Source organism: Nonomuraea sp. NPDC002799 (assembly GCF_053592075.1).
The window spans coordinates 267,622-291,784 of sequence record NZ_JBSFVA010000009.1 but is presented as its reverse complement, the minus strand read 5'-3'; the positions used below and the strand labels follow the sequence as shown (position 1 = coordinate 291,784).

At 69.4% G+C, this 24,163-nt stretch carries 31 protein-coding genes; all 31 read right to left on the bottom strand.

All coding sequences use genetic code 11. The features are described 5' to 3' along the window. Positions 1 to 273: 273 nt before the first annotated feature. Entirely contained in the window at positions 274 to 1,119 is an 846-nt protein-coding gene (locus ACWD0F_RS19750; RefSeq protein ID WP_449877340.1) for a helix-turn-helix domain-containing protein, read from the bottom strand. 10 nt (positions 1,120 to 1,129) lie between these two features. Beyond that, positions 1,130 to 1,651 carry a DUF6879 family protein gene (locus tag ACWD0F_RS19745; RefSeq protein WP_449877338.1) on the bottom strand — a complete coding sequence of 174 codons (522 nt, stop codon included), beginning with the start codon at positions 1,649 to 1,651 and terminating at the stop codon, positions 1,130 to 1,132. Continuing rightward, entirely contained in the window at positions 1,648 to 1,860 is a 213-nt protein-coding gene (locus ACWD0F_RS19740; protein ID WP_449877336.1) for a hypothetical protein, read from the bottom strand. Before ACWD0F_RS19740 ends, ACWD0F_RS19745 begins: the two co-directional genes overlap by 4 nt. Positions 1,861 to 2,003: 143 nt before the next feature. After that, a complete protein-coding gene (locus tag ACWD0F_RS19735) occupies positions 2,004 to 2,225 on the bottom strand; it encodes a hypothetical protein (protein WP_449877334.1) in 222 nt (73 codons plus the stop codon). 43 nt (positions 2,226 to 2,268) lie between these two features. Next, on the bottom strand, positions 2,269 to 3,063 hold the full coding sequence (locus ACWD0F_RS19730; RefSeq protein WP_449877332.1) for a peptidoglycan recognition protein family protein: 795 nt from the start codon (positions 3,061 to 3,063) through the stop codon (positions 2,269 to 2,271). A gap of 2 nt (positions 3,064 to 3,065) precedes the next feature. Continuing rightward, on the bottom strand, positions 3,066 to 3,371 hold the full coding sequence (locus tag ACWD0F_RS19725) for a hypothetical protein (RefSeq protein WP_449877330.1): 306 nt from the start codon (positions 3,369 to 3,371) through the stop codon (positions 3,066 to 3,068). Positions 3,372 to 3,458: 87 nt separating this feature from the next. Further along, on the bottom strand, positions 3,459 to 4,031 hold the full coding sequence (locus ACWD0F_RS19720; RefSeq protein WP_449877328.1) for a hypothetical protein: 573 nt from the start codon (positions 4,029 to 4,031) through the stop codon (positions 3,459 to 3,461). Then, positions 4,031 to 4,567 (bottom strand): hypothetical protein, encoded by a 537-nt coding sequence (locus ACWD0F_RS19715; protein WP_449877326.1) that lies wholly within the window; start codon positions 4,565 to 4,567, stop codon positions 4,031 to 4,033. Before ACWD0F_RS19715 ends, ACWD0F_RS19720 begins: the two co-directional genes overlap by 1 nt. After that, the gene (locus tag ACWD0F_RS19710; RefSeq protein WP_449877324.1) at positions 4,567 to 5,121 is read right to left on the bottom strand and encodes a hypothetical protein; all 555 of its coding nucleotides are present in this window, start codon (positions 5,119 to 5,121) and stop codon (positions 4,567 to 4,569) included. The genes ACWD0F_RS19715 and ACWD0F_RS19710 overlap by 1 nt, the downstream gene beginning before the upstream one ends. A 9-nt stretch (positions 5,122 to 5,130) precedes the next feature. After that, the gene (locus ACWD0F_RS19705) at positions 5,131 to 7,026 is read right to left on the bottom strand and encodes a hypothetical protein (RefSeq protein WP_449877322.1); all 1,896 of its coding nucleotides are present in this window, start codon (positions 7,024 to 7,026) and stop codon (positions 5,131 to 5,133) included. Then, on the bottom strand, positions 7,023 to 10,997 hold the full coding sequence (locus tag ACWD0F_RS19700; protein ID WP_449877320.1) for a phage tail protein: 3,975 nt from the start codon (positions 10,995 to 10,997) through the stop codon (positions 7,023 to 7,025). The genes ACWD0F_RS19705 and ACWD0F_RS19700 overlap by 4 nt, the downstream gene beginning before the upstream one ends. Then, positions 10,951 to 11,142 (bottom strand): phage tail assembly protein T, encoded by a 192-nt coding sequence (locus ACWD0F_RS19695; protein ID WP_449877357.1) that lies wholly within the window; start codon positions 11,140 to 11,142, stop codon positions 10,951 to 10,953. The genes ACWD0F_RS19700 and ACWD0F_RS19695 overlap by 47 nt, the downstream gene beginning before the upstream one ends. A gap of 35 nt (positions 11,143 to 11,177) precedes the next feature. Continuing rightward, complete coding sequence (locus ACWD0F_RS19690; protein WP_449877318.1) at positions 11,178 to 11,636, bottom strand: hypothetical protein; 459 nt, start codon at positions 11,634 to 11,636, stop codon at positions 11,178 to 11,180. Positions 11,637 to 11,676: 40 nt separating this feature from the next. Beyond that, a complete protein-coding gene (locus tag ACWD0F_RS19685; protein WP_449877316.1) occupies positions 11,677 to 12,165 on the bottom strand; it encodes a phage tail tube protein in 489 nt (162 codons plus the stop codon). After that, entirely contained in the window at positions 12,165 to 12,485 is a 321-nt protein-coding gene (locus ACWD0F_RS19680) for a hypothetical protein (protein ID WP_449877314.1), read from the bottom strand. Before ACWD0F_RS19680 ends, ACWD0F_RS19685 begins: the two co-directional genes overlap by 1 nt. Positions 12,486 to 12,494: 9 nt before the next feature. Then, the gene (locus ACWD0F_RS19675; RefSeq protein ID WP_449877313.1) at positions 12,495 to 12,998 is read right to left on the bottom strand and encodes a hypothetical protein; all 504 of its coding nucleotides are present in this window, start codon (positions 12,996 to 12,998) and stop codon (positions 12,495 to 12,497) included. 15 nt (positions 12,999 to 13,013) lie between these two features. Then, complete coding sequence (locus ACWD0F_RS19670) at positions 13,014 to 13,451, bottom strand: HK97 gp10 family phage protein (protein ID WP_449877311.1); 438 nt, start codon at positions 13,449 to 13,451, stop codon at positions 13,014 to 13,016. Next, positions 13,451 to 13,912: a hypothetical protein gene (locus ACWD0F_RS19665; protein WP_449877309.1), complete on the bottom strand. Its 462-nt coding sequence runs from the start codon at positions 13,910 to 13,912 to the stop codon at positions 13,451 to 13,453. The genes ACWD0F_RS19670 and ACWD0F_RS19665 overlap by 1 nt, the downstream gene beginning before the upstream one ends. Positions 13,913 to 13,915: 3 nt before the next feature. Next, positions 13,916 to 14,110 carry a hypothetical protein gene (locus tag ACWD0F_RS19660; RefSeq protein ID WP_449877307.1) on the bottom strand — a complete coding sequence of 65 codons (195 nt, stop codon included), beginning with the start codon at positions 14,108 to 14,110 and terminating at the stop codon, positions 13,916 to 13,918. Continuing rightward, positions 14,107 to 14,925 carry a hypothetical protein gene (locus ACWD0F_RS19655; RefSeq protein WP_449877305.1) on the bottom strand — a complete coding sequence of 273 codons (819 nt, stop codon included), beginning with the start codon at positions 14,923 to 14,925 and terminating at the stop codon, positions 14,107 to 14,109. Before ACWD0F_RS19655 ends, ACWD0F_RS19660 begins: the two co-directional genes overlap by 4 nt. After that, entirely contained in the window at positions 14,922 to 16,280 is a 1,359-nt protein-coding gene (locus tag ACWD0F_RS19650) for a hypothetical protein (RefSeq protein WP_449877303.1), read from the bottom strand. The genes ACWD0F_RS19655 and ACWD0F_RS19650 overlap by 4 nt, the downstream gene beginning before the upstream one ends. 63 nt (positions 16,281 to 16,343) lie before the next feature. After that, entirely contained in the window at positions 16,344 to 16,994 is a 651-nt protein-coding gene (locus tag ACWD0F_RS19645) for a hypothetical protein (RefSeq protein ID WP_449877301.1), read from the bottom strand. Between the two features lie 9 nt (positions 16,995 to 17,003). Beyond that, positions 17,004 to 17,204, bottom strand: a complete 201-nt coding sequence (locus ACWD0F_RS19640) for a hypothetical protein (RefSeq protein WP_449877299.1) — start codon at positions 17,202 to 17,204, stop codon at positions 17,004 to 17,006. Positions 17,205 to 17,261: 57 nt separating this feature from the next. Continuing rightward, complete coding sequence (locus ACWD0F_RS19635) at positions 17,262 to 18,707, bottom strand: phage major capsid protein (RefSeq protein ID WP_449877297.1); 1,446 nt, start codon at positions 18,705 to 18,707, stop codon at positions 17,262 to 17,264. Next, positions 18,704 to 19,474, bottom strand: a complete 771-nt coding sequence (locus ACWD0F_RS19630) for an HK97 family phage prohead protease (RefSeq protein ID WP_449877295.1) — start codon at positions 19,472 to 19,474, stop codon at positions 18,704 to 18,706. The genes ACWD0F_RS19635 and ACWD0F_RS19630 overlap by 4 nt, the downstream gene beginning before the upstream one ends. Beyond that, positions 19,471 to 20,856, bottom strand: coding sequence for a phage portal protein (locus ACWD0F_RS19625; protein WP_449877293.1), 1,386 nt, complete (start codon positions 20,854 to 20,856; stop codon positions 19,471 to 19,473). Before ACWD0F_RS19625 ends, ACWD0F_RS19630 begins: the two co-directional genes overlap by 4 nt. Beyond that, on the bottom strand, positions 20,853 to 21,035 hold the full coding sequence (locus ACWD0F_RS19620; RefSeq protein WP_449877291.1) for a hypothetical protein: 183 nt from the start codon (positions 21,033 to 21,035) through the stop codon (positions 20,853 to 20,855). The genes ACWD0F_RS19625 and ACWD0F_RS19620 overlap by 4 nt, the downstream gene beginning before the upstream one ends. Beyond that, positions 21,032 to 22,414: a terminase large subunit domain-containing protein gene (locus ACWD0F_RS19615; protein ID WP_449877289.1), complete on the bottom strand. Its 1,383-nt coding sequence runs from the start codon at positions 22,412 to 22,414 to the stop codon at positions 21,032 to 21,034. Before ACWD0F_RS19615 ends, ACWD0F_RS19620 begins: the two co-directional genes overlap by 4 nt. A 10-nt stretch (positions 22,415 to 22,424) precedes the next feature. Then, complete coding sequence (locus ACWD0F_RS19610; RefSeq protein ID WP_449877287.1) at positions 22,425 to 22,697, bottom strand: hypothetical protein; 273 nt, start codon at positions 22,695 to 22,697, stop codon at positions 22,425 to 22,427. 241 nt (positions 22,698 to 22,938) lie between these two features. Then, positions 22,939 to 23,376 (bottom strand): AAA family ATPase, encoded by a 438-nt coding sequence (locus ACWD0F_RS19605; RefSeq protein ID WP_449877285.1) that lies wholly within the window; start codon positions 23,374 to 23,376, stop codon positions 22,939 to 22,941. A 356-nt stretch (positions 23,377 to 23,732) separates the two neighbouring features. Further along, entirely contained in the window at positions 23,733 to 24,065 is a 333-nt protein-coding gene (locus tag ACWD0F_RS19600; RefSeq protein WP_449877283.1) for a hypothetical protein, read from the bottom strand. Between the last annotated feature and the right edge of the window lie 98 nt (positions 24,066 to 24,163).

Genomic DNA, 24,163 nt, shown 5'->3' with positions numbered 1-24,163 from the left:
CGCAACCAGCTCCGCGTCGCGATGTTCCCGGCCATCGACCCGGCCGACGTCGAGGCGCTGACGAGCTGCGTCGACTACGTGGTCGAGCGTCTTTGGGCCAGAAGGGCGCCACGGCCTGCCGGCACCGCGTCACGACGACGCCGGCAGGCCTGCTCGTAGGGCCCGACGGATCGGGCGAAGGTGTGGGGGGCACGGCCCCGTGACTGGCCATGCCCGGAACGTTAGGAGTGCATCACCCGAGCGTGAAGAAAATTTCTCAATATTGCTTCAAGATCATTTAAGTGTCTCCGTCAAGTCGGCCAGGGCCCGGGTGATGACTCGACGCGCGTCGCTGTCGTAGTGCGCGACTCCCGAGATGGCATCGAAGACCTTCCGGTAGTGCTCGATCTCCTCCGGCTGCGTCAGGTGAAGCTCGGCGGTCACCGTCTCCGCTGTCACCAGCCGGTCATCGTAGATCCAGAAGCCGTGCTTCGGACTCACGGGCAGCACGGTCGTGAAGGGGATGATCCCGATCCTCACCGTGTCCAGGAGCGACGACGCGATGAGGCGCTCTAGCTGGCCGACCATGACCCGAGGCGGGCACAGCAGCGTCCGCAGCGCGGACTCTGAAATCACGAAGTAGAAGCGGCGGCCGGAGTCGTAGATCGCCTCTTGGCGACGCATACGCTGCCGTACGCCGTCGTCCAGGTCGTTGACCACGCCCCACATCTTGATGTTCTCCGCGAGCCTGGCCCGCGCATACTCGGGCGTCTGGAGTAGGCCCGGGATCAACAGGGACTCGAACACGCGCAGGGTGTGGGTGGCCGCCTCGATCTCCTGATACGTCTGCTGCCGCTTGCCTGTGCCCGCTCGCAAGATGCGCTGCCACTCGGCATAGAGGGTCTCCAGGTTGCCCAGGAGGCCCAACAGGTCAGTGACGCTCTCTTGGCTATCGCACGCCCCCGCCCACGCCCTGACGTCCTCGGCTGAGGGTGTCTGGCTTCCGTGCTCGATCTTCGAGACCTTCGACGGCGCCCAGTTCAGCGACTCCGCGAGATGCTTGCCGGACATGCCGGCGCCGACGCGGAGGCTGCGGAGTCGCTGACCGAGGGCTATGCGTACCTGGTGGACATCGGACACGAGCTGATTTCTATCGGATGTAGTCGTTGTATGGGGTGGCGTGCTCCCACGCCATGGCCTGCCAGGCCAGATGCTGCTCCACGGCCGCCGGTTCTCCGATCAGCTCCACTCCGAGGAACGCGTCCTGATCGTCGAAGTGCATCCAGGCAACCAGTCGGTCGTCGAACAGCCAGTAATCGTGCTCGGGCAAGCCGAGCTCGACCGCCCGATGCCGGGCCATGTAGCGGATCTCCTCCCCGCCGTCGATGTTGATGCGGGCGCCAGCCAGCGCGTACCGGGTGTAGTCGCCGTGCGGCTCGGTCACCACACGCACCCGTTGGACCCGCTTGCCGTTCGACGTGGCCTCTCGGATCATCTGCCACCAGGGAGCGGCCAGCCGAGAGGCCACGTCGTACCCTTCGCCGGACAGGAACCTCCTGATCCGCTCTTTCTCGTCGGGCGCGTGGTAACGATCCCGTCCTTCGAGGCGGAACGCGGAGTGCTTGAAGTCGGCGAACAGGGCGTCGAACTCGGGGCCGGAGACGAGACTCATGCTCCGCTCTCGGGCTTGAAGAACTTGAGCAGCTCCGGACGGACCTCGACCGCGGTCTCGTGATCCGGCAGGCCTCGAGCAGCGAGCTCCGCGAGCGCTTCGGGGTCGGTGACCCTGTCGCCCTGTACGACGAAGGTGCCGCGGTCCGTCTCGTACAGGGTGGGACAGCTGCCGCCGTCGGAGGTAGTGCCGAGGAAACGTAGCTTCATTTGCTTGATCCTCCCTGGCAATTTCTCGGATTTCTTGATGCTCTGTCGGATCTGGCACGCGGTCAAGGCAAACCGGCAACACGAGAAGACCCCGCCACCTCCCGAAGGAGGTGGCGGGGTCTGGCACGGCCCTCGGGCCCGGTCTACCTCGGCGCCTCCGTGCTCAGCCCGATCCGGGCGAGCAGCGCCTGGACGCTGGGCAGCGCCATGACGCGGGCCAGGCCGCCGGCTACGGCCAGGGCGCCGATGACCCAGGGCAGTGTCTCGGGGATGCCGGACGCGCCGACGATCGCGGGTAGCGCCACGGAGATGCCGGCGGCGGTCTGCAGGACGGAACGAATGGTGCGCTTGGTCGAGTCCTTCATCTGCTGCCCCTCCTCAGGGGTCGGATTCTTGGAACCGGGACGATCAGGTGCGGGGCTTTTCCCAGGTCGCACGCCAGGTGCGTTCGCCGACGATCCCGTCGGCCTGGCCGATGGCGAGGCCCTCGGCGATGCACTCGCGCTGGAAGGCCAGGCAGAGGTCGCGCGAGCGCGGTCCGTACGTGCCGTCCGGGATCAGGTCCCAGCCGCGGTCTCGCATCTGGGCCTGCCAGGCGTAGGCGTCCGAGCCTGTCGTGGCCGGCGGGTACTTCAGCAGGCGGCCGGGGAACGCGGGTGCGCGCGGGCCGCCGTCGGGCTTGTCGCTCATCCGGCGGGCGACGGCGGCGCGGAAGGCCGTCATCTCGATGCCGCGCGGGTCCGGCTTGGCCGTGTTCACCTCGCGGTGCGCCTTCACTCGCGAGGCCGGAAGGCCGAACTCCTTGCAGAGCTCCGCGCACAGCGCCTCATATGCGTCGAGCTGGTCGGCGGGCCACGATTGCGAGCCGCTGTTCTCGGCCTCGATGCCGATCGAGCGGGCGTTGTCGTGCTGCGGCGACGTCGACGGCGCGTTGTGCCAGCAGCGCCCGGCGGCGACGACGTAGATACGTCCGGAGCGGCCCAGTCCGAACTGGCTGAGTGGCCCGTCCAGGCCGGGCCTGCCGTCACGCACCACGGCGAGGCTGGGATAGTCACCGCCGGCGGCCGGGCCCGCGGTGTGGTGGCAGACCACGCCGAGCACCTGGGGCTGCGGGCCGTGGCCGCGAGTTTTCCAGCCGGCCACCTCGGTGACCGGGTGGCCGGTGCGCCGGGCGACGTCGGCGAGCTGGGTCAGCCAGGGCATGGTCAGTCCTCCAGGTTGTCCAGGTGCGTGTCGAGCTTCTGCTCGACCCGGCGCACGGCGTCCTTCAGGCTGGACCCGTCGTTGGTCTTGACCTCGTGCTCGATCACGTCCAGGCGCTCCATGACGCCGGGCCGGGCCGGGACGCCGGGGCGAGCCGGAGCGCCGCGCCAGTCGTCGAGGAAGTCGTCGACCTGCTGGAACAGCAGCCACACGCGGTGCCCGATCCGGCTGAGCACGAACAGCAGCCCGAGCCCGGCGGCGATGATCCCAGCTGCTACGAAGACGTCCAGGGTGGAGTTACCGGTCAAAGAGGGCTCCTGGTTCACGAGGGGGTGCCGCCCGTCCGCACCCTCAGCCCACGGGCGGCACGATCATGGGGCCGCGTCGAAGACGGCCTACAGGGTGGAGAGCCAGCGCATTTCGAGCTGACAGCCGTAGCGGCTCGTGGCTGAGTCGCGTTGCGCGAGCTCGTCGTTGTTGGTGTAGAAGAGATCGGCCACGGCGATGATGTAGTCGCCCTGGCTCATCTGCATGACGACGGAGGCGGTGTGCGACTCGTCGGTGGCCAGCGACACGTTCCGGTAGGTGGCAGCCGTTTCCACCTTCACACCGGCGGCGTTGTACCTGTCCAGGTACTGCCCCCGGTGCGCGTTGATGCTGGTGTCCGGCTGAATCCACTGCATCTGCAAGGTGATGTGGTAGTAGCCGGGCGTATTGGCCGTGAGCCGCGTGGACTGCGAGGAGTTGAAGATGGCGTCGCTGTCGTGCACCACGGTGTCCCACGTGACCTGCTGGCTGCCGAACGACGTGATCCCGGACGTGGACGCGATGCGCTGCGGGCTGTTGTCCTTGCGGACGATGCACATCGGCGGCCGCAGGTAGAACACCAGGGCGTCGCGCATCTCCTTGTTCATGTCGGCGGCCGACCAGATCCCGGCACTCCACGTCATGTGCGTTGGAAGCGTCATCAGAACGTCGACACCCACAGCAGCTCGAAGCGGCAGTCGGCGTTGGAGCTGACTACGTTTAGCGCGCCGCCGCTGTTCTGGTAGGCGATCACTTCCACGTAGTCCCCGACGGCCAGCTTCATGTGGGTGGCGATGATGAGGCCGATGTCGGGGCTCGCCCCGGCCTGGGCCGGGAAGCCGACCGTCTGGCCCCAGCGCCGGGTGGTGTCGCCGTTCAGCCGGAAGTAGGCGTCCCGCCGGCCGGTGGCGTTGCCGCCGAAGATGACGGTCGCGGTGAGGTGGTAGATGCCCTCGGACACGGCCGTGTACCGCTCCGGCTGGGTGAGGGTGCTGTGGCCGAAGTCGGAGTCGATGTCCTCGGCGGTCCACGCGATCGCTGTGTGGGTGTTGTGCGGGATGGACTGGGCGCTCAGGCGCCGCATCACCGCGTGGGGGCGCGCCTTCAGGAAGTTGATCGTGTCCCGGATGCGGAGGTTGAGGATGGTGGCGGTGGGGTTTTCTCCCACGTTCCAGTTCGCGGGCGTCGGCGCGGGCATCAGATGGACACCCACCGGATGTCGAAGCTGGATACGCCCGGCGAGAATCCGCCGCTGACCAGGATGTTCTGCGGCCCACCCCCGTTGAGGTGGATCACCATGACCTCCACATAGTCGCTGACGTTCAACTGCATCAGGCCCTCGGTGAGTTGCGGGGTGGCGAACGTGTTCGCGGTGTGCAACTGCGTGGAGACGGATCGGTTCTGTGAGGTTCCCCCGTTCTTCCGGAACATCACGTCCGCCCACTTCCACTTGTTGAACGCGCTCTGCTCCCACTGGATGCTGGCCCGCAGGTGGTACCAGCCCGCCGTCTGCGCGGTGTACCTGCTCACGTTGGTGACGGTGGAGTGGCCGGCGTCCCGGTCGATGACCTCGACCTCCCACGTAACGGCGGTGGTGGCGTTCTCGGCGATGCTCTGGCTGCCGCTCTTGGTCAGCCGGCAGATGGGCGGGCTGCGAAAGAAGTTGAACCCGTCACGGATGTCGGTGTTCAGCTTGGCCGCCGTCACCAGCTCCGACGCCGTCCACGTGCGCGGAGCGGGAACCGTCGCCATCGAGCCTCCTCAGAACGTCATCGGGACGCCGTTGCCGAGCACCCCGTACGTGGCGTCATCCAGCGTGAAGAACGTGCCGAACGCGCGGGCGTTCTGCAGCTGGAACGTGGTGATCCACCGCTCCGGCGACACCTCGTGGGAGATGCCGCGGATGAACGCGTCCCGCGTGATCGCCGTCCCGCCGCCCGGCGGCCGGCGCACGATCTGGATGCGGTCGCCGATCTCGCGGGCCAGCACCGCGGGGAAGAGTACCGAGGGATTGGCGTGGCAGTGGATGCGCAGCTCGTCGAAGCGCGTCTCGGGGTCCTTGCTGAGGTAGAGCACCCACTGGCCCCAGTTCAGGGCCTCGCCGTCGGTCTGCAGTTTCAGGGTCGGGCTGTCGAAGGTGCGCGTCAGAAACTCGTTCTGGCTGGCGGTATCGCCCACCGCCTGCGTCTCGCCGGCCTCGCGGGTGGCGAGCACCTCGTTGTAGAGGGTCGCGTCGTCCGTGCTCAGCTTCGTCTCGAACGGCGCGAGGGCCGTGGACGGGTTGCCGAACGTGGCCTGCACCGAGGTGCTGCGCGCCTCAAGGTGGACGGCGCGCCGGTTGCGGAAGACGACCCTGCCCTGGCCGTCGATGTAGAGCTCGCCGACCTCGGAGTCGGCCACGTTCTGCAACTCCTGCAGCGCGTCGCCGGTCAGCGAGGTCGCCTGCATCGGGCTGTCGCCGGCGGCGATCACCCGATCCGTGGCCGGCCAGCTCGCGGAGTCGAGGACCCGATCGACGCGACTGCCGGAGTCCTCGCCTTCCCCGTAGGTCTGCGTGACCGGCTGCCCGTCGACGACGACGATCGTCGGTGGCCGCTTCTTGTTGGCCAGCACCTTGAAGCCGTCCGTGGCCGGCACCGTGGTGAGGCTGTAGCCCTGACTGCCGCCGCCCGGGTTCGCAATCCAGGAGACGTCCCACTGATCGGCGAACCCCTTGAAGAGGTGGTAGGTGACGCCGTTCCAGACGCACCGCACCCGGACGGGGCGCATCGGCTGGACCTGGGTGCGGCCGCCGGACACGTACGGGCCGGACAGGTTGGAGGAGTCGAAGCGGCGGTCGGTGTTGTTCAGCCGGACGGTGGCTTTGCCGGGGTTGTAGCGGATGATCGGCGACTGGACCCGACTGCTGCCGCGGCTGGTGGACAGCGGCAGCTTCAGCCACGGCGTCACGCTCGTCCACACGCCCGCGGTGCCGATCTTCGCGCTGGCGACGGCGACGTTGTCCATGAACCACCAGCCGCCCGCGTCGCGCTGCAGGTGCCATTCGACCGAAGAGGGCTTGCCTCCCGGCCAGGCGAGCGTGCTGGAGATGGCGGTGTCCTCGTGCACGGTCGACCCGGGGTCGGTGTACAGCCAGATCTCCGCCGTGCCGTTGCCGCTCACGTTGATCGTGTAGCGCAGCTCGACGCGCACCCACTGGCCGACCGGCACCGGGTCGGTCAGCGTGGCGACCAAGCTCGTGCTGAAGCCGAGGTAGACGCGCAGCCGCCGGTCGTTGAAAATCCACACGGCGCTGACGACCCCGCCCGGGCCCTGCAGCACGAACGTGCGCTGCGACCCGGCCGGCGCAGACACCAGGAACATGTAGAAGCGGGCGCAGAAGACGTCGCCGGGCTGGGTGATGCCCGTCCAGTCCAGGTGTGTGTCCACGCCCACAGCCGGGTTGAACGCGGCCAGGCTGCTGCCGTACGCCTGCGTGTTGGAGTACTGCGGCGACCCGGTGACGACGTTGAAGGCGTTCCCGTTGCCGAAGCCGGAGTTGCCGGTCGTGATCCCGCCCGAGGGGGTGCCGGCGTCGAAGGTGTTGGTGCGGACGACGCCGGTCAGCGTCGTCGTGTTGTCGAGCATCGTCTCGACGCTGAGAGATGGCAGGGTCATGGCGTCGGCAGCACTCCTCCCCGTCGCTTGTACTCGAACAGGCCCTCGGCGAACTGGCGGCCCTTCTCGTACATGTCGCGGTCGTCCTCGAAGCTCAGGTTCAGGTTCTGGATCACCAGGCCGCCGCCGCCCGACGGCATCGCGCCGCCGGCGAACGCGGGAGCGCTCATCCCGCCCACGCCGACGGTCGCCGACGTGGCCAGGCCCGCGATCGCGGACTCGACCAGCCCGGAGGCCTGCATGATGCCGAGCGCCATACCGGCGGGCAGCTCGCGGCCCAGCTTGGCGAACACCTTGCTGGGGCTCTTGATCCCGAGGGCGTCCTTCACCCACTGCGGCATGATGCTGCTGAAGAACCCGAGGACGCTGTCCTTGAGCCACTGGGCCATGCTCATGAGCCCGTTCCACAGGCCCACGAGCAGGTCACGGCCGGCGTTGTAGAGCGTGCTGCCGAGGTTGCCGAGGGCAGAGCCGATCTGTCCCGGCAGGTTCCGGAAGAACGTCAGCAGCTCATCGATCTTCTGGCCGACCGCGCTCTTGATCTGCTCCCACTTCTCGGAGATGAAGTTTCTGACGCCGTCCCAGAATTCGGTCCAGCGGTTCCCGATCGCGTTGAGGATCTCGGAGATCTTCTGCCGGATGGCCTCGATACGCTCGGCGATGAGGGCTCGGATGTTGCCCCAGATGGTGGCGATCAGCGCCACGACGCTGCCCAGCCACTGGCCGATCATTGCGGGCAACTCGCCGAACCACGAGATGATCCCCTTGACCCACTCGACACCCTTGGCGAACCACGACCGGATCCCCTCGATCAGGTCCGGGATGATCGAATTGCCGATCAGCAGGTTGTAGAGCCACTCGAAGATGTCGGCGATGACGTTGATCGCGCCCTCGATGATCCCCGCGAGCCACTCGAAGACCGGCGCCAGCTTGTCCACCAGCCAGCCGATGACGGTCGCGATGATCTCGATCAGCGGCGTGAGCACCGACATGATGAGGTTGAGCAGCACCTCGATCAGTGGCGTCACCGCGGTGACCAGCTGGGCGAACAGGCCGACCAGGGTCCCGAGCAGCGGCGCGATCGCCTCGATGATCGGCATGATCGGTTCGAGCACGGCCATGACCAGCTGGATGAGCACGTCCAGCAAGGGCGTGACGGCCTTGAGCAGCTGGCCGAAGACGTTCGCGACCAGGCCGAGGATCGGCGCGATGGCCTCGATGAGCTGGACCAGCGGCGGCAGGATGGCCTCGATCAGCGGCATGAAGGCCTGGACGACCTGCAGCACGATGTTGATCAGAGGCGTGAGGGCCTGCATCGCGATGCCGATCAGGGTCTGCATCACGGGCATGAGCGCCGTCAGCAGCTGACCGACGACGCCGACCAGGGACGTGATGACCGGGGCCAGGGCCGTGAGCAGCTGCGAGAACAGTGGGATGAACTGCGTGGCCAGCGGGACGATGCCCTCAAGGAGCTTCGCGACCAGCCCGATCAATGGGGTCAGCGCCGGAAGGAGGCCGACGACCGCCTCAACGATGGACAGGATCGCCGGAGCGGCGGCCTGGAGCGCCACCAACAGGGCGTCGCCGATCTGCTTGGCCAGATCGACGATGATCGGCAGCACGGGCGTGATCGCCTGGACCAGCGTCGTGATGCCCTTCACGAGGATGTCGCCGATCTGGCCGGCCACCTGCGCCACGAGCTCGATCAGGGGCGTCAGGGAGGGCAGCAGCTGAGCGAACGCGTCCGCCAGGGCTGTGATCAGCGGGGCGATCGCCTGCATCGCCCGGAGCAGGACCTGCCCGAGCGTCTCGGCGAGCTGCCCGAGCGGAGCGACCAGCGGAGTGATCGCCTGGGCGATCGAGGCCCATGCCTGGATGAAGGTGCCGACCAGCAGGGCGGCCATGTCGGCGAGGATCGGCAGCAGCGGAGTGATCGCGTCGGCGAGCTCGTGCCAGAACGGCACGAGGACATCGGCGACGACCGTCAGCAGCGGAGTGATCGCCTCGATCAGCTGGCCGAAGGCCTGCACGAGAGCGCCACCCAGGACTGGCACGATCGCGGCCAGGGCGTCGACCAGCGGCGTGATGGCGGGCAGCAGCGCGGTGACGAGCTGCCCCACGAGCCCGGCGATCTGCAGGATGACCGGAGCCACCGCGAGCACCAGCTGGCCGAACGCGCCGATCAGCGGCGTGATCGCCGGCATGAGCCCGGTCACCAGCTGCGTGATCAGCGTGGCGATCTGCGGCAGCAGCGGCGCGAGCGCCGGCACAAGGGTGTTCAGCACGCTGGCCGCGAGCTGGACCAGCAGCGGCACGATCGGCGCCAGGGCCTGCAACGCCTGCCCGAACGCGCCGACCAGCATCTGCAGGCTCGGCAGCACGGCCTGGACACCGGCCGCGAGGTTGACGGCGATCAATGCCACCAGCTCGCCGAGGACCGGCAGCAGCGGGGCCAGGGCTCCGGCGATGGCGCTGATCGCGCTGCCGATCGGTGCCAGGGCTGGCGCGAGTGCTGCGAGGCCGGTCGCGAGCGCGCCGATGAGCGCTTGGGCGCCGGGCAGGATCGCGGCGATGGCTGGACCGATGGCGGCCAGCAGCGGCGCGAGGGTGGCGAACGCGCTGCCGATCGCCTGCCCGAGCGGCAGCAGTGCGGGTGCGAGCGCGTTGACGGCCTGCCCGAGGCCCTGGAACATGGCGATCAGGCCGGGACCGACGGCCGCCACGGCGGGCCCGAGCGCGGAGATAGCGCCGGCGAGGATCGGCCCGACGGTCGTGGCGAGCTCGGCGACGACGGGCGCGATGGCGGCGAGCGCGCCGGCCAGCGCCTGGATAACCGGCAGCAGAGCCTGACCCATCGCCATCAGGGCGCGCCAGATCTCGGCGATGATCTGCTGGCCCTGCGCGGAGTCCACGAACGCGTGCAGGCCGTCGAGCAACTGGCCGAAGGTCCCCAGTACGTTCTGGCCGTCGGCCTGGATCGCGCGGAAGATCCCGGCGAGGATGCCGCCGAGGTCACCGAGGATGGCGGCAAGCTGCTTGAGGACGGCCAGCGCGCCGTCCATCCACCCGACCGCCTGGCCCGTGGCCACGGCGTGCGACAGGAAGTGGCCGAACTCGCTCGCAGCGGCGGCGATGCCGGGGACAAACTGGCCCAGCCAGCTCGCGCCGAGCAGGCTCAGGTCACGGAACCCGCCGAGAAGCGGCTTGATCGCCGGGGTGAGGTCGCGGACCGCCTGGGCGAGGATCGAGAAGCCCTCTTCGATCGCGAAGACCGTGTCGCCCGACTTGGCGAACCTGACGACCTCCACCGCGGCGTTGCCGAACGCGGTGGCCGTGCGGGTCATGCCGTCGGTGAGCGCGTTGATGGCGGGCAGCAGCGACCACATCTGGCCAACAAGCGGCTCGAACAACGCGTTCTGGACTGAGGCTTTGATGCCCTGGAAGGCGGGCGCCATCTGGAACAGCTCGTAGGCGACCTCACCGGCGGCACCGGACAGGTCCTTGATGCCGGCGATGAAGGTCTTGTAGTCGCCGGAGATGGCCGCCTTGAAGGCGTCGCCGACGCCCATCAGGCCGACCTTGAGCGTGGCCAGCGCGCCCACGCCGAGCAGGACGCCGCCCGGCAGCGCGGTCAGGATGCCAGCGGCGGGAGCGAGTCCGGCGGCCAGTCCGGCCGCCGCGGTGGTGGCCGACGCCATCGCCGACGCGAGCAGCGCCATCTGCGTCGCACCGGTCACCAGGCTGACACCGGCGCTGGCCAGTGAGCCAGTGAAGCTGGCGATGCTGGAGGTCAGGCGGGCGGCCGTGCTGCCGACGGAGTCGAAACCCAGGTCGAGCCGCTTGAAGCTGCCCTCCATGGAGTCGACCTGGCGGGCCAGGCGCTGCAGGCTGCGGGTCGTCCGCTCGACGGGGGCGTCGACGTCGTCAGCGATGATCCCCAGCCTGATCAGCAGGTTCTTGATCGACGCCATCGGCTTCCTCCTCTGGTGTTGCGGTCCAGTCGGGGAGGAAGTCGCGCACCCGCTTGGGCCGCTGGCCCTTGGGGGTGCCGCCGAGGGAGTTCGTGATCCGCTCGGCGAGCATCGCCGTGTGCACGTCGTCGCGCTGCGGGCCGATCGGCCCGGTCAGGCGCTCATACGCCTGCCACTCGGTCAGCTCTCGGGAGGAGATGCGGGATAGGAGCTCGGCGACGGGGCAACCGAGATGGGCGGCGAGCCGGAAGTAGAAGAGCCGCTCGGGGCGTCGTCGAAATCCTCGACCAGCTCCTCGACGTCATCGTCGGCGAGGCCGGACAGCCGCTGCGCGACCTTGAACAGCCGGTCGATCGGTACCGCCGACTTCTGCGACAGCCGCAGCACATCGCCGGAGGTGAACATCGGGCTGCCGTCCTCGTTGATCGCGCAGGCGGCGATCAGGCGGGCCCGGAGGTTCTTGATCTCGACCTCGCGCTGGCCGCCCTTGCCCTTCTTCAGGCTCTTGGCCTCGAACTCGTCGCGCTCGTTGCCCTGCAGGCCGCGAAGCCGTACCTCGCCGCCCCACTCGGGACACGGCACGTCCTCGAACGTGATGTCCGAGGCCTGCCAGATCTGATCCTTGCTGAGAAGAGCCATCGCCGATCTTTCGTGTGAGGGTGCGGATAAAGGGGTGAGGTCAGGCCGGGATGGTGACGTCCTCGGCGGGCTCGCTGGTGATCGAGTAGGAGATCGTGACCCGGGCCGGGTCCTCCTCCGTGCCGCCGAACTCCTTGGAGATGGCGGAGACGGTGCTCGGGAAGACGTCCATCTTTCGGCCGGCCACGTCACCGCCGCCCATGCGCAGCATGAAACCGGTCGTGTCACGCGGCATGACGGAGCGGGCGTCCACGCCGGTCGGCGAGGCGTAGAAGGTCAGCGAGCTGTCCTCAGCAGTGATCGCGCCCGGGATCTTCGGCTTGAACCGGCTGTTGGCGTCCGGGGCCTCGATCTGCTCGCTGCTGGTCGTCCAGCCTTCCTTCCCGGCCACCTCACTGGTCAGGTCCGTCCCGGCGTTGATCTCCGCCCGGGTCGGCGCCGCCTTGTTGGCGATCGACGGGCACCAGATCCACTTGTTGACCCCGACAGACCAGTACCGGGCGACGCTCGCGATCGGCGTTGCAGGCATTACTCATCCCCCCTCGTACGCCGACCCCGCGGCGCCTTCTCGGTGTCCGGCAAAGCAGAAGCCCCGGCGGTTGCCGGGGCTTCTGAGGTGGCGGGCTGTTCGGTTGGCGGCGGGCCGGGCGGCTGCGATCGCAGCATGCGTTCGGCGTCCTCGCGTGGCAGACCGCCGTCGACGAGCAACTGCACCGCCGTCTCCTCCAAGGTGGCCGGGTCGGCGACCAGCCAGCCGGCCATCAGGTGCTGAGACACCGCCGAGGCAGGCCGCTCGATGATCCGCTTCCCGTCGTCGATGTTCGGGTGGTACATACGCACCGTGTTCACGAGGCCCCCTTAGCTCAGCGCGCCGATGACGACGACGTCGTACGTCACGCTCGTGCCGGCGCCGGAGTTGACGAAGTCGATCAGGTCTCCGGAAGTGGGCGTGACCACCACACCGGCGGCGCTCGGGTCGAACCACGTGAAGACCCCGCCGGGCTTGAGCGGGATGTTCGCCGACACCGCCGAGAACAGAGGCACACCGTTCGTGGCAGGCCTCTGAACCAACACATTGTTCGTGTTCGTCGCCGCGGCGGCCACGATCAGGCCCTTAATTCGGGCGAACGTGACGGTGCCGCCGAGCAGCCCCGACAGTGAGGCGGCCAGGTCGAGGCTGTCCGTCGCGGACGGAGCCACCGTGCGGGTGTCCGCCCAGATGAGGTCCGCCTGGCCCGCGCCGACCCCGGATGTCAGGTTGACCTGCCGCCGCACCGCGATCGGCGCCGATGGCGTCGTCAGGTCGGACGTGCCGGTGTAGTTAGCCACAAGCTCCAGGTAGAGCTTGGTGTCAAGGGCCATGAGCCCCCCTCTCAATCATCGGAAGCCCGCCTTGCGCGCTGCCTCATCCACGACGTCCTTAATGTCGGCGTCGACCTTCTCGAAGTGCGGCCGCGCGCCTCTGACGAGGAACGGCCTGGCCGGATGCGCATACCAGCGCGACCGGTCGCCGAAGAACGGCGCACGGAATGCGCCGTCCCGGTCGTTGTTCTCGTACGGCCGCCCGTGCGGCGCGCGGTTCTTGTTGACCACGATCGCCAGGCCCGGGTTCCGCTTCGACAGGCCGATCTGCAGCCGGGTCGCCGACGGGATCCGGGTGGACCAGGCGGCGTGCGCCCGGACGCCAGCCAGCGCGGCAGTGCCGATGGCACGCAGCTTGGGCCGCAGGTCCTGCCGGACATCCTTCGGGAACTTGCCGAACTGCTTGATGAACCAGCGAAGCTCCGCACCGCCCTCGGTGCGCGCCGACGGCATCAGAACCGTCCGGTGAAGGCCTCGACGTGCACGACGAACCGCACCACGGCGGCGGCGCCCCGCTCGGTCTGCGCCTGGGCGAACGCGTCGGTCGAGATGCGAGACCGGCCCACCACTCCACCGAGGGTGGTGTCGGCGGCGAGCTCAGTGGCGATGGCGTTCACGAACCCGTAGGCCGTGTTGCGCACCGGAACCGGATCGTCCTCATGGCCGCCCCAGGCCGCGGCCAGACAGGTCACGTCGTAGCTCTCACGATCCGGGGCCGTGCTCGCCTGCTGCTGCGCCCGGTTGGACGTCACCGCCTGCTCGCCCGGCTCACCGGTGAAGGCGATCATCACGAGGTTGTCGTCGAGGTCGCGGTTCGGCTGGCCGTCCACGACCTGCACGCCGGGGAGCGCCCGGGTGGCGGCGGCCACGAGCGCCTCCAGGCAGGCCGGAACGGTGCTCACGGTCGGCGGCATGGCCTACGTCCTCTCGTCACGATGGGTGTTAGGCGGCGCCTCACGCTGAACACGCGCTCCGTACTCGCCGCGGGTGATGCGGTCACACAGGATCCGCACGTCCTCATAGAGCGGGTCATCGACGGGCGCGAAGTACGACTTGATGCCCTCGACGATCGCCGCACGCTCAGCCGCGATCGCGGCCTCGATCTCGGTCAACCGACCAGCACCTCTTCCTGGGGCCGCTTGTCGAGGCCTAGGAGCTGGCGGACGTTGTACGGCAGCGCGTACGAGACGCCGGGCACCACGGTCTCGTCGACGCCCAGTGACGGCCGCCCGCCGGAGGTGTTGTGCTGGCTGGTCCGCCACAGATGCGCCGCGAGCTCCAGCGCGGCCAACCTGAAGTTCCCGGGCAGCGGGCTGCGGCCGGCGCGGTAGGTGACCCGCAGCCGGCCGTACGAGCGGGACAGCTTAAGGACCCCGGCACCCGCGTGCAGAGTCCAGCCATCCGTGCCGGCGAGCTCGTCGGCGGCCGGAACCGTGGTTCCGCCGGGCATCTGGACGACGGACGTCACGGAGATGGCGGGCCGGTCGAGGATCACCGTGCAGCCGTGGCCGTCGGTGGTCAGCGCGACCGGGGTCACGTGGCCCATGCGGTCCTCGATGACCGAGCAGGCCGCAGCGATGAACCCGCGCAGCTTCTCATCGTCGTCGGCATTGGTCTTCTTCAGGTGGTGCTTCTGATCCGCGAGCGAGACGAACGGCGCGCCTTCGGCCGGCTCGACGTCGATCACGTCGGTGAACGCTCCGGCGTTGATCCCGGTCGCAACCCAACGGACGCGGTGAACTCCCGCCTGGACGCTCGGATAGTCGAAGTCGTAGACGCCTGCCGACCCCGGCACCGAGGCCTCGATATGCGTCGTACCGTCGGGCAGCGTGATCGTCAGCGAGACGGAGCCAGCGTTCTCGGGGACACCCGCCGTGTTGGTAATGATGATGCGGAGCGGGACCATCTCGCCCAGGTCGAAGCTCATGCCGCCCCCATCCCGGCACTGCGCCGCTCAGCCATCGCGATCGTGGATCCCCGCCGCGTCCCGGCCGCTATGCCGGGCCCGTCCCGGAAACCAGCCGCCACGCTGCCCCTGCTCGGCGGCGCTTCCTGCGCGGCCCACGACGTCACCGCCGCGGCGTACGTGCGGCCCGAGACCGCCGTGACCTTGCGCCCGCCGGCCAGTAGCGTGCCCGCGAGGACCGCCCGCCCTGCCGCCGCCACCCTCTTGCGCACCTGGACACTCGCTGCGGCGGCCAGCGCCGACGACCCGGTGGCCACCGCCACATGCCGGGCCGCGGCCACGGGCACGGCCGACGCGCTGGACGTTCCGGAGGCCACCGCGAGCTTGCGCACCGACACGGCGCCGACGGCCGCCAGGCCGCAGACGCCGGACACCGCGCGCGCGACCACCTGCGACCGGTACGACCAGGCCGCCGCGGCCGACAGGCCAGTCACGGGCACCCGCTTGGCGGCAGTCGAGCTGAGCGTTCCGGCGGCCGGAGAGAAGCCGATGACAGGGGCGCGCTTCCGGCTGACCGCCACGGGAAGCCCTGCCGCGGCCATGCGCCCAGCAGCGGGAGCCACCTTTCGCACGCCGGCCGCCGAGCTCACTCCGGCCGCCGGCCGTGCGACCACCGGAGCGGTCTTCCGGGCCGCGACCACGCCGGACGGCGCGATGCTCACGACCGCAGCCACCTGCGCGACCTTGCGAGCCGTGGCCTGGGTCGTGACTGCTGCCGCCGCCGTGCCCGCTGCAGCGGTGCCGCCGCTCGTGGTGCCGATCAACGCGCCCAACCACGCGCACGTCTTGTCGCTGGCCGAACAGGTGCCAGAGATCGACCCGGTGGCTCCGGCCGTCGGGAAAGCCATCGACGCCTCGGTGATCAACCTGTTCGACGACTCGAAGCGCTCGCTGAACCCGGTCGGCGGCGTCCAGGCACCGCCCGTCCAGTTGGTGCCCGACCAGATCAGGGTGCGGTCCGGGCCCGCCGTGGTGATGGCCACCGGCGGCGAGGTCGCCGAGTTGGTGGTGAGAACGTCCGCGTCCGCACCGGGGTCCCACGGATCCCCGGCCGCGACCACATTTTCCCACAGGGTCACCTCTACCTCGCGGTATCGGGACCCGGTCCACGAGAACACATACGGGGTGGAATCGACGCCGCTACACCGTCGCCACCACTTGTACAGGGCGTGCGTCCCGCCGCCGGAGGACACTCCGACCGGCAGACCCTCGACGATCTGGAATCCGACCTCGGGAGTAATCGCCAGCGGCGCGCCGTCCAGATACAAGCTGACGACCACCACCCGGCCGACCTGCGTCCCGGCTGGCGGAGTCACTGACGCCGACGTCGACGTCCCGTCCAGGTGCGAGCCGACCGAGACGAACGAGGGCGCAGCCACTTAGATACCGGTCGCGTCCAGGACCAGCGCGCCGGCCGCGATCGTGATCTGGCCTTGGGCGCCGAAGGTTTCCGGGATGACCTTCTGGAAGAAGAGCTCGCCCTGGCCGGTGATGTTCACCGACGCGCCGCCCTGCGTCAGCGACACATCGAAGGTGTCCGTCGTCGCGCTCACCACGTGGTAGATCACGCCCTCCGTCAGGCCAGCCGGGAGGCTCTCGCTGAAGACGTTGAAGACCATCACACGGTCGTTGTCCACCAGGCCATGCGCCGCCGACTGGATCGCGTCAGCGGTCACGCCCGCGGAGTCGACAGTGCCGAACCCCTTGATCGTCCCGTTGATCGGCGCGTAGCCGCGATACTGCGTGCCCGTGTTGCCGGTCGAGGCGTTCCAGTACGTGATGAACCCGTACGTCCCGGCAGGAACATCGACAGTGATCGCGTTGGTGTTGGACTTCTGGCCGCTCGCCGCCGCACCCCACGTCGCCGACTGGCGGGCATAGGTGGGACTGCCCCCGGTCGCCTCGCCAGCGTTGGCGGTCGCGCCGGTGCCGGGGTCGGTCAGCGTGTGCACACCGACGTGCGTGATCTGTGTGGCGGACTCGTCGAGCGCGTCGAGCATCGCGTTCTTGGCGGGGTCGTTGAACGGCACGGGCACCTCCTACTTGTTGGCGGCCCGGCCGCGTGACTTGGTGGCGGGTGTCGGCGCGGCCTTCGCCTCAGGCTCGGGCTCAGCGACGGGCACGAAGTACTGCGGGGCCGTCGTGACCGCCGGGTCGTCGTCGGCCAGCTCGTCGCCGGCGGCGATGGTGCGCCACCTGTCTGGGGTGGGCATGTGGAACGTCTGGGCAGCACGCTGCACGGCCGCCTCCTTCCGGTTGGTGAGGGCGGGACCCCGCTGAGCCCCGCCCTCGGCTTGCTAGGCGGTGATGACGCGCAGGATCCGGAACGCGTCCGGGACCAGCACGTTCGCGCCGACCCTCCAGTAGGCATACCAACCGACCTCGCCGGTCGGGCGGCCGTTGGCGCCCTTGACGAGCGGCTCGTACGCGACCGTCATGCCGACTCGATCCACGATCAGGTACTGGCCGAAGTCGCCGCACAGGAGGATGTCGTTCGTGCTCGCCGCGGCCAGCGTGCCGTCCATCCCGCTCGCCTCGTAGACCGGGCGGCCCAGCAGCAGCGACGGCCGGTCCATGCCGAGGTCGGTCCAGAACGCGTGCTGCGGTCCGGAGCCGGTGGCGAACTGCCGGGTCAGGGTGTAGATCGACTCGTTCGCGGCCCACGAGGCGCGCGGCCGCCACCGGGCCGGGAGCGCGTCCTTGGTGGCGTACACGTCGGCCACGTCGTAGGTCGCGCCGCCAGTGACCCGGCTGCCCGCGACCGCCGCCACGGCGGTGGCCACGCCCCACGGCTGGTTGGTGCCGGTGCCGACGGCGAACGCCGTGGCCTCCAGGTTGTCCTTGGCGTCGTTGAGCAGCATGCCGACCTGGCTGGCGATGTTGGTGTCGCCGGTGGCTTCGAAGGAGGCCTGGATGTAGGCGTCGGCGGCGTGGATGCGCACGGTGGGCTGGGCGAAGGTCGGCGAGCCGTCTGGCACCTGCGTGGCCTCCGCCGCGCGCCACTGCGCGGTCACGCCTGCCGAGCTGACGCCGTTCCACTGGTTGGTCGCGATCGTCTCGACGCGGGAGATCTGCCGGAACGGGTTCGTGCTGCCCGCGTTCGACAAGATGATCGTCGGGTCGAGGTGCGCCGGCACGAGGAACCCACCGGCCGATCCCGTGCCTTCGTTGATCGCGCGGCGGTGCTCGTCGGCGAGGCGCAGTGCCCGCTGCCCTTCCTCGTCGAGCTGCCACGGCTGCATGCCGCCGAGCAGGTCCTCGAACGCGCGGGCGTAGTCGGGGCTGCCGGTGAGCAGGACGTGCCGGGCGATCCGGCCGTGCCGGTCGCCACGCTCGATCAGCCGGGTGGCACGCTCGCGGCCCGCGTCGTCGAGTTCGGCCGGGGCCTGCTCGATCGCGGCCAACGCACGCGAGCGCAGGTCGCCCGCAGCCACCGTGTTGGCGCGCACCTGGTCCAGGTCCTCGAACGGGTCAGTACGGACGATCAGGCCCGGCGCGCGGTCGTTGCCGCCCGGCTCCAGGCCCCGACCTCCGCGGGCGGCGGTTGCGGCGGTGGAGCGCACGCGCTCGATGGTGGCCGCGCGGCGGGCCAGCGGCTCGCGCTCGGTCTCCAACTCGGCGAACTCGGTCTCCAGCTCGTCGAAGCGCGCGGCCTGCGTCTCATCCAGGTCGGTGTCGGCGAGCGTGAGCAGCTCGGAGCGGATGGCCGTCATCCGCTCGTCGATCTCTGCAAGTCGGTTCACAGGAGAAGTCCCCTCTTCATCAGTCGCGCCCGCGCCTGCGCGCGGGTCAGGACCGGACCAGAGCGGTGGCCTTCTTCGGGCTCCGACTCCACCGGGACGGCCCCCTCTTCGGGGGTGTCGGGCTCGTCTCCGGCCCCCGTCTCGGGGGTGGTGGACGAAAGCATGCGGGCCAGTTCGGCGCGCTCATCGGCGCCGAGGCGGGCGAACTCATCGGCCAGCGAGCGCACGCCGAGGATCGCGGCGCCCTCGAATGCGGGCATCGGCGTGGGCCCGTACTCCCGCAGGGCGATCTCACTGCGGACCACGGTCACGAGCTCGCCGGCACGGCCGGGCCGGTAGGGTGCCCGGCCGGGCTTGGACGGCTTGGACTGGATCATCCGGCCAGAGAAGGACTGCGCGGTGATGTCGCCGTTGCGGATCGCCTCCAGCACCTCATCGGCCAGCGGGGTCCGGTTATAGCGGGTCACGGTGAGCAGGCCCCTGGCATCCGCGCGCACCTCCAGCGGCGTCCCCAGGGGCACGCTGGCCCGCTCGGACGGGGTGCCGTGCAAGGTGACCGCGTGGTTGTAGAACACCCCGTACCGGGTGCCGCGCTCGCTCAGCGACTTGTCGAACGCCGTGCGCGCGATCTCCTCGTTGTAGTGCCCATCCTGGTCGCGAATCTCCGCCGGGGTGTCGAACACCGCGGCGTAGGCGACGACCGATCGGCCGTCGCCGCCGGGCGCGATCGCGATGTCGTCGAGGGGGTAGGTCCGCGTGAAGATCATGCCTGGCCCTCCTCGGGCTGCTCGTCGTCGCCCTGGTCGTTCTCGTCGGGATCCGGCGCAGCGTCGACCGGGGGTGCCTCGGTGGGCTCGGGCTGCATCTTGTCTGGCGGCAACAGCTGCACCGAGAAGAGACCGGAGTGCTTCAGAAGCGACAGATCGTCGGCCTCCACCGCGGCGACCACGCTGGCCGCAGTGAATCCAGCGTCCGTGAGCTTCCGAATCGTGGTCGCCTTCGTGGCCTGGATCGCGGCGATGTCGGCCAGATCCTCGCGCAGGAACGCCACTTCGCGGTCGTTCCATGACAGCTCGGCGCCGTCGGGCACGTCAACCAGGTGCGCCAGTGCGCCGGCGGCCCGGCGCCAGAGCGGCCTCATGGTGACGTCGGCGAACCGGCGCCGCGAGCTCGCGTAGTTGCCTGCGTTGAGCGAGCTGCCCGCCAGGCCCTCGGAGAAGCCGACGATGACCGGCGGGACACCGGCGGCAGCGGCCAGCCTGGACTCACCGATCGCTTGCACGGCCTTGTAGTCGAGATCTTTCATCGACATGCTCAGGCTCTTGGCGTCCGCGCCGCCGCCGAGATACATCGTTTTGTACGCCGAGGCGACCCCGCCGTGCGCGGCCTCGAACTTCTCGATGAAGCGCTCGAAGTTGTCCGGGCTCACCGAGGCGTCCAGCGACACCACGACGCGAGGGGTGGCGCCGTTGCGGAAGAAGCTGCGCTTGTGCTGCGTGGCGGCGCTGTCGGCCTCGATCTCGCCAAGCAGCGGCGTGATCCAGGACATGCCCCGGAAGTTGAACTCCGGGTCTGGGATCGGCGCGAAGTGCGCCACCTCGCTCGGCAGCAGCACCTCACCGTCGTCAGATCCTGGCGCCCGCGGCGAGTAGATGTAGCCGAGCAGTTCCCCGTCGAGGGCATCGCCGTACAGGTCGGGCTCCGACTCGGAGCCGGTCACGATGGTGACCCAGTCCGGCCGCAGCCGCTTCAGCGTTCCGTTCGGCCGCCGGGCGTAGAACGAGTTCCCGGCCAGGTCGGCATCCTGGATCATCCGTGACAGCAGGTCCTGCGCGGTTGCGCCGGCCCATGGCCGTTCCAGGATGCTCAGGTCGCCGACGATGGACAGCTCACCGGGCCCCGCGTCGTACAGCTGCCGGAAGCAGAACCGCGCCTCGCTGAACACCGCCTGCCGAATGAACATCAACGACGCGACGGCGCCGTTCCGCTTCAGCACGTTCTGCGCGAGCGCGAGGAACTCCGCCGGGACCGGCTTCTCGTGCCCGTTCACCGGCCGCGACATCCCGAAGTACGGGTTCGACCCGAACGACCACGACGGGCCCAGCGAATCGAGCGCACGGCGACGGCGCACGCGCTGCAGCAGGTTCACGGCACCTCCCCGTCATCGTCGTCCTCGACATCGGCCAGCAGCAGGAACGAAGCGACGGCAGCGACCCCGGCGGCGATGAGGCCGTATCCGGTCCCGAACTCGGTCCAGACCCCGGCCACGATGAGCAAGCACCCGGCGATGTAGCCGAGCCAAGCCCTCTCGAACTTCGACAGCCTCATCTGAACGCCACCAGCGGTTCCCTGACCTCTTCCTCGATGTGGCCTCGCGTCGCGAAACCCCAGGCTGCGTTCGTTACCGCGATGAGCGGGCTGATCTCCGTGGTGGCCGCCTTCGCGTCCCAGGCCCGCGCGTCGCTCAATGGCCGATCCGCAGCACCGGCCAGCGCCACGTCCAGAGCCGGGTGAGGGACGTACCTCAGCGTCGGCTCGCCCTCCTTCGGAGCCACGGCATCGCAGAACTGCCCGTAGGCGTGCGCCACGTCCTTCACCGACGGCTTCACGATCTCCAGCGCCTTCGCTTCCAAGTCCGCGATGAGCGATCCGGCCGCAGAGCCGGCGTCGACGACGATCGCGCACGGGTTCCAGCGGTCCCGCAGTTGGACGGCACGGTCGGCGACCCACTGCGTGCCGAGCCGGTAGTCGATGAGCTCGACATGGAGGAGGCCGTCAGCGCGCCGGCCCGCTACGGCGATCGCCGCCCAGGACCGATCGCGCGCCACGTGGATCGCGAACGACGGCCGGCCGACCAGTTCGGAGTCGCCGTCGGCGAGCGGACGCCACCGATTCTCGGCGATGACCCGCCACTGATCGGGCGCCACGTCCGGCCACTGGTTCAGGTACGCCCGGCGGAACTCCGGCAGCTTCATCGACTCGAAGTCCGCCCGGATCGCCTCGACGCTGACGGTGTGCCCCAGCGCAGGCATGCACGCTGCCCACGTCGCCGGGTTCGCCGGGTCAGCGTCATCCGGTGCCGACCATTCAAAGTAGGCCACCGAGTCCGCGGCGCCCGCCTCACATCGCTCCCGGCCCGCGTCGACCTTGCCGCGCAGGTAGACGCTCTTCATCGTGCCCGCCGTCGAGACGACGCCCTGCTGCGGCTGCGGCCGAGTGATCATCGCCGGTTTGAACGCCTGCTCCAGCCGGTCGTCGTCCTGGGCGAACGCCTCGTCGACCACGCCCTCGTCGAGGGTCTCGCCGTGGCCGGCCTTCTCCGTGTTGGAGGTGATGCCGTGCCGGGAACCGTTCTTCCAGCGGATCGCCTCCTGACCCAGCTGGCGGCGCACCGTGAACAGCTTCCGGTACTTCGAGGTTTCCAACGTGGCGACGTGCTCGTCTTCCCACTTCAGCCGGGCCGCGCCGCGCGTCTGCGCCGTGTACAAGATCCGCTGACGCCCATTGAAGCCGAGCGCCCGGTGCACCATCTTCGCCAGCAACAGCGTCGTCTTCCCCGACTGCCGCGGCACCGTGATCCCGTACTCGCGGTAGGCCAGCCGGCCCGTCAATGGGTCGATCTCCAGGATGACGTCGGCCACGTACTGCTGCCACGGCATCAGCGGCGTCCCCAGCCGAGCCGCGATCACCCCGACGGCTGGCCCCATCGTCTGCCGGTTAGGCCGGCGGAGCGTCCCCCAGCGAGGTGGACAGCTCAGCGACAAGATCGGATCCATCGTCGTCACCGGCGGCCTCCGCGAGCGCCTTGAGGGTCTCGCGCAGCTCGCGCGCGACCGCGGCCGTGGCCATGCCTGCATCGGTGTCGAGCTTGTGGGCCAGGTTGAACGCCGTGGCGGCGAGCGAGCGCGCCATCGAGCCGCTGACGTCCAGGGCGTCCACGTCGCCGCGCACGGCCGCCTCGACGGGGCCGGGGCCAGGCTGCTCAGTCACGTGATCACCTCCGGGGGTCGGTCACCGTGCGCGACCTGGGCGGGGGGAGGTCCCCCGCGTTGGCCACACAAAAAAAGGACACTGGCGGACGGGTGTCCCGCGCGGGTGTGATCATGGTCGGCATGGCCCCCCCGGCCCCTGACCTGCGACTATCCCCCATTGCGGGCTTCACCTGCGGTAACGCGATGCTCGTTGATCTCTGTCACGGTCTGTGGCGTTGATCAGGTTCGTGCTCGGCACCTCACCACGGGCGCGACGCTCTCTGCGGTTCGTGCGTTGCGTGTCGAGGCTGGCTGTACCAGCGCTGTGCCACGGCGGCCATGGAGGGTGGACGCTCCGCCGCCACGCGTTGCATGACGACGTCACGACCAGGGTCGATGGTGACCAGCTGTGCGTGGTGCTCTGCGTATCGTGCGAGCGCTGCGGCTGAGGGCAGTGAGTGGATCACGTACACGTCCACGTCCTGTGCGTGGGTCAGCGCTTCGGTGATGGCCGCCGCTCGGGCTCGGTAGGTCACATCACGCAGGGGCTTGGATCGGTCGTAGGGGTCAGCACCAGGAACGGTCAGGGCCATGGCCAGCTGGTCGAAGTCGATGACGATGTCACCGTGCTTGGCGTGGCTTCTGACCCATGTGGTCTTGCCTGCTGCCGGCGGTCCGGTGATGACGATCAGCCCCATGCTGCCCCTGGTGGCCCTGGCCCGGGATCTCCGCCCTGGCCCCTGCGTCCCGCCCCCTGTGACGGGCCCCCTATATCGGGCCCCCTCGATTACCAAGCCCGGGAGGATGGGGCCGCCGGGGGCGTGAGCTTGGCCCCCTTGGAGGAGTTGCACTTCCGGCCGCATGTGGCACAGCCCCGGACTCCGTGCGCCGGCCTGAGGTTGACCGGGTCGAGCGGTGCGCCCCCGAGAGCCAGCGGGATGACGTGGTCCACAGCGTCCGCGCCACCGTGGCCGCACAGCCAGCAGATCGTGGATGCGGCCAGGATCTGGGCCCGGATGCGACGCCATGGCCGGCTGCTACGGGCCATGGGACCCTACGGCGCGATGTCGTCGTACGCCTGCTGGATCACGTACGCCTGGTCACTGTTCATGCCCCGGATCTCCTCCGCCACGGGATCCCAGCCGGTGAAGATGACGGGCCCGAAGTAGTCGCCCGAGGCCGCGCCCATCGCCACGAGGACCTGGCCGCCGACGGGGTTGGCCGGGTAGGTGGGCGAGCCGGCCGCGTTGACCCAGCCCGTGACCGGCCCGAGGCCGTCGGGCATCGGCCCGAGCGGGACGCGGGTAGCGCCTTCCGGCCCAAGGTCGATCCCCGAGCCGGCGGGCTGAAGGTAGGTGCCATCGGCCTCGATCAGGACGTATCTCATCGGGTGACTCCCTCGGTGATGTCTGCGATCGGGATCAGCCCGACTCTCCGCATCCGCACGTGTGACCGCCTCCGTGCCGCCATGGCGCGACGCAGCGA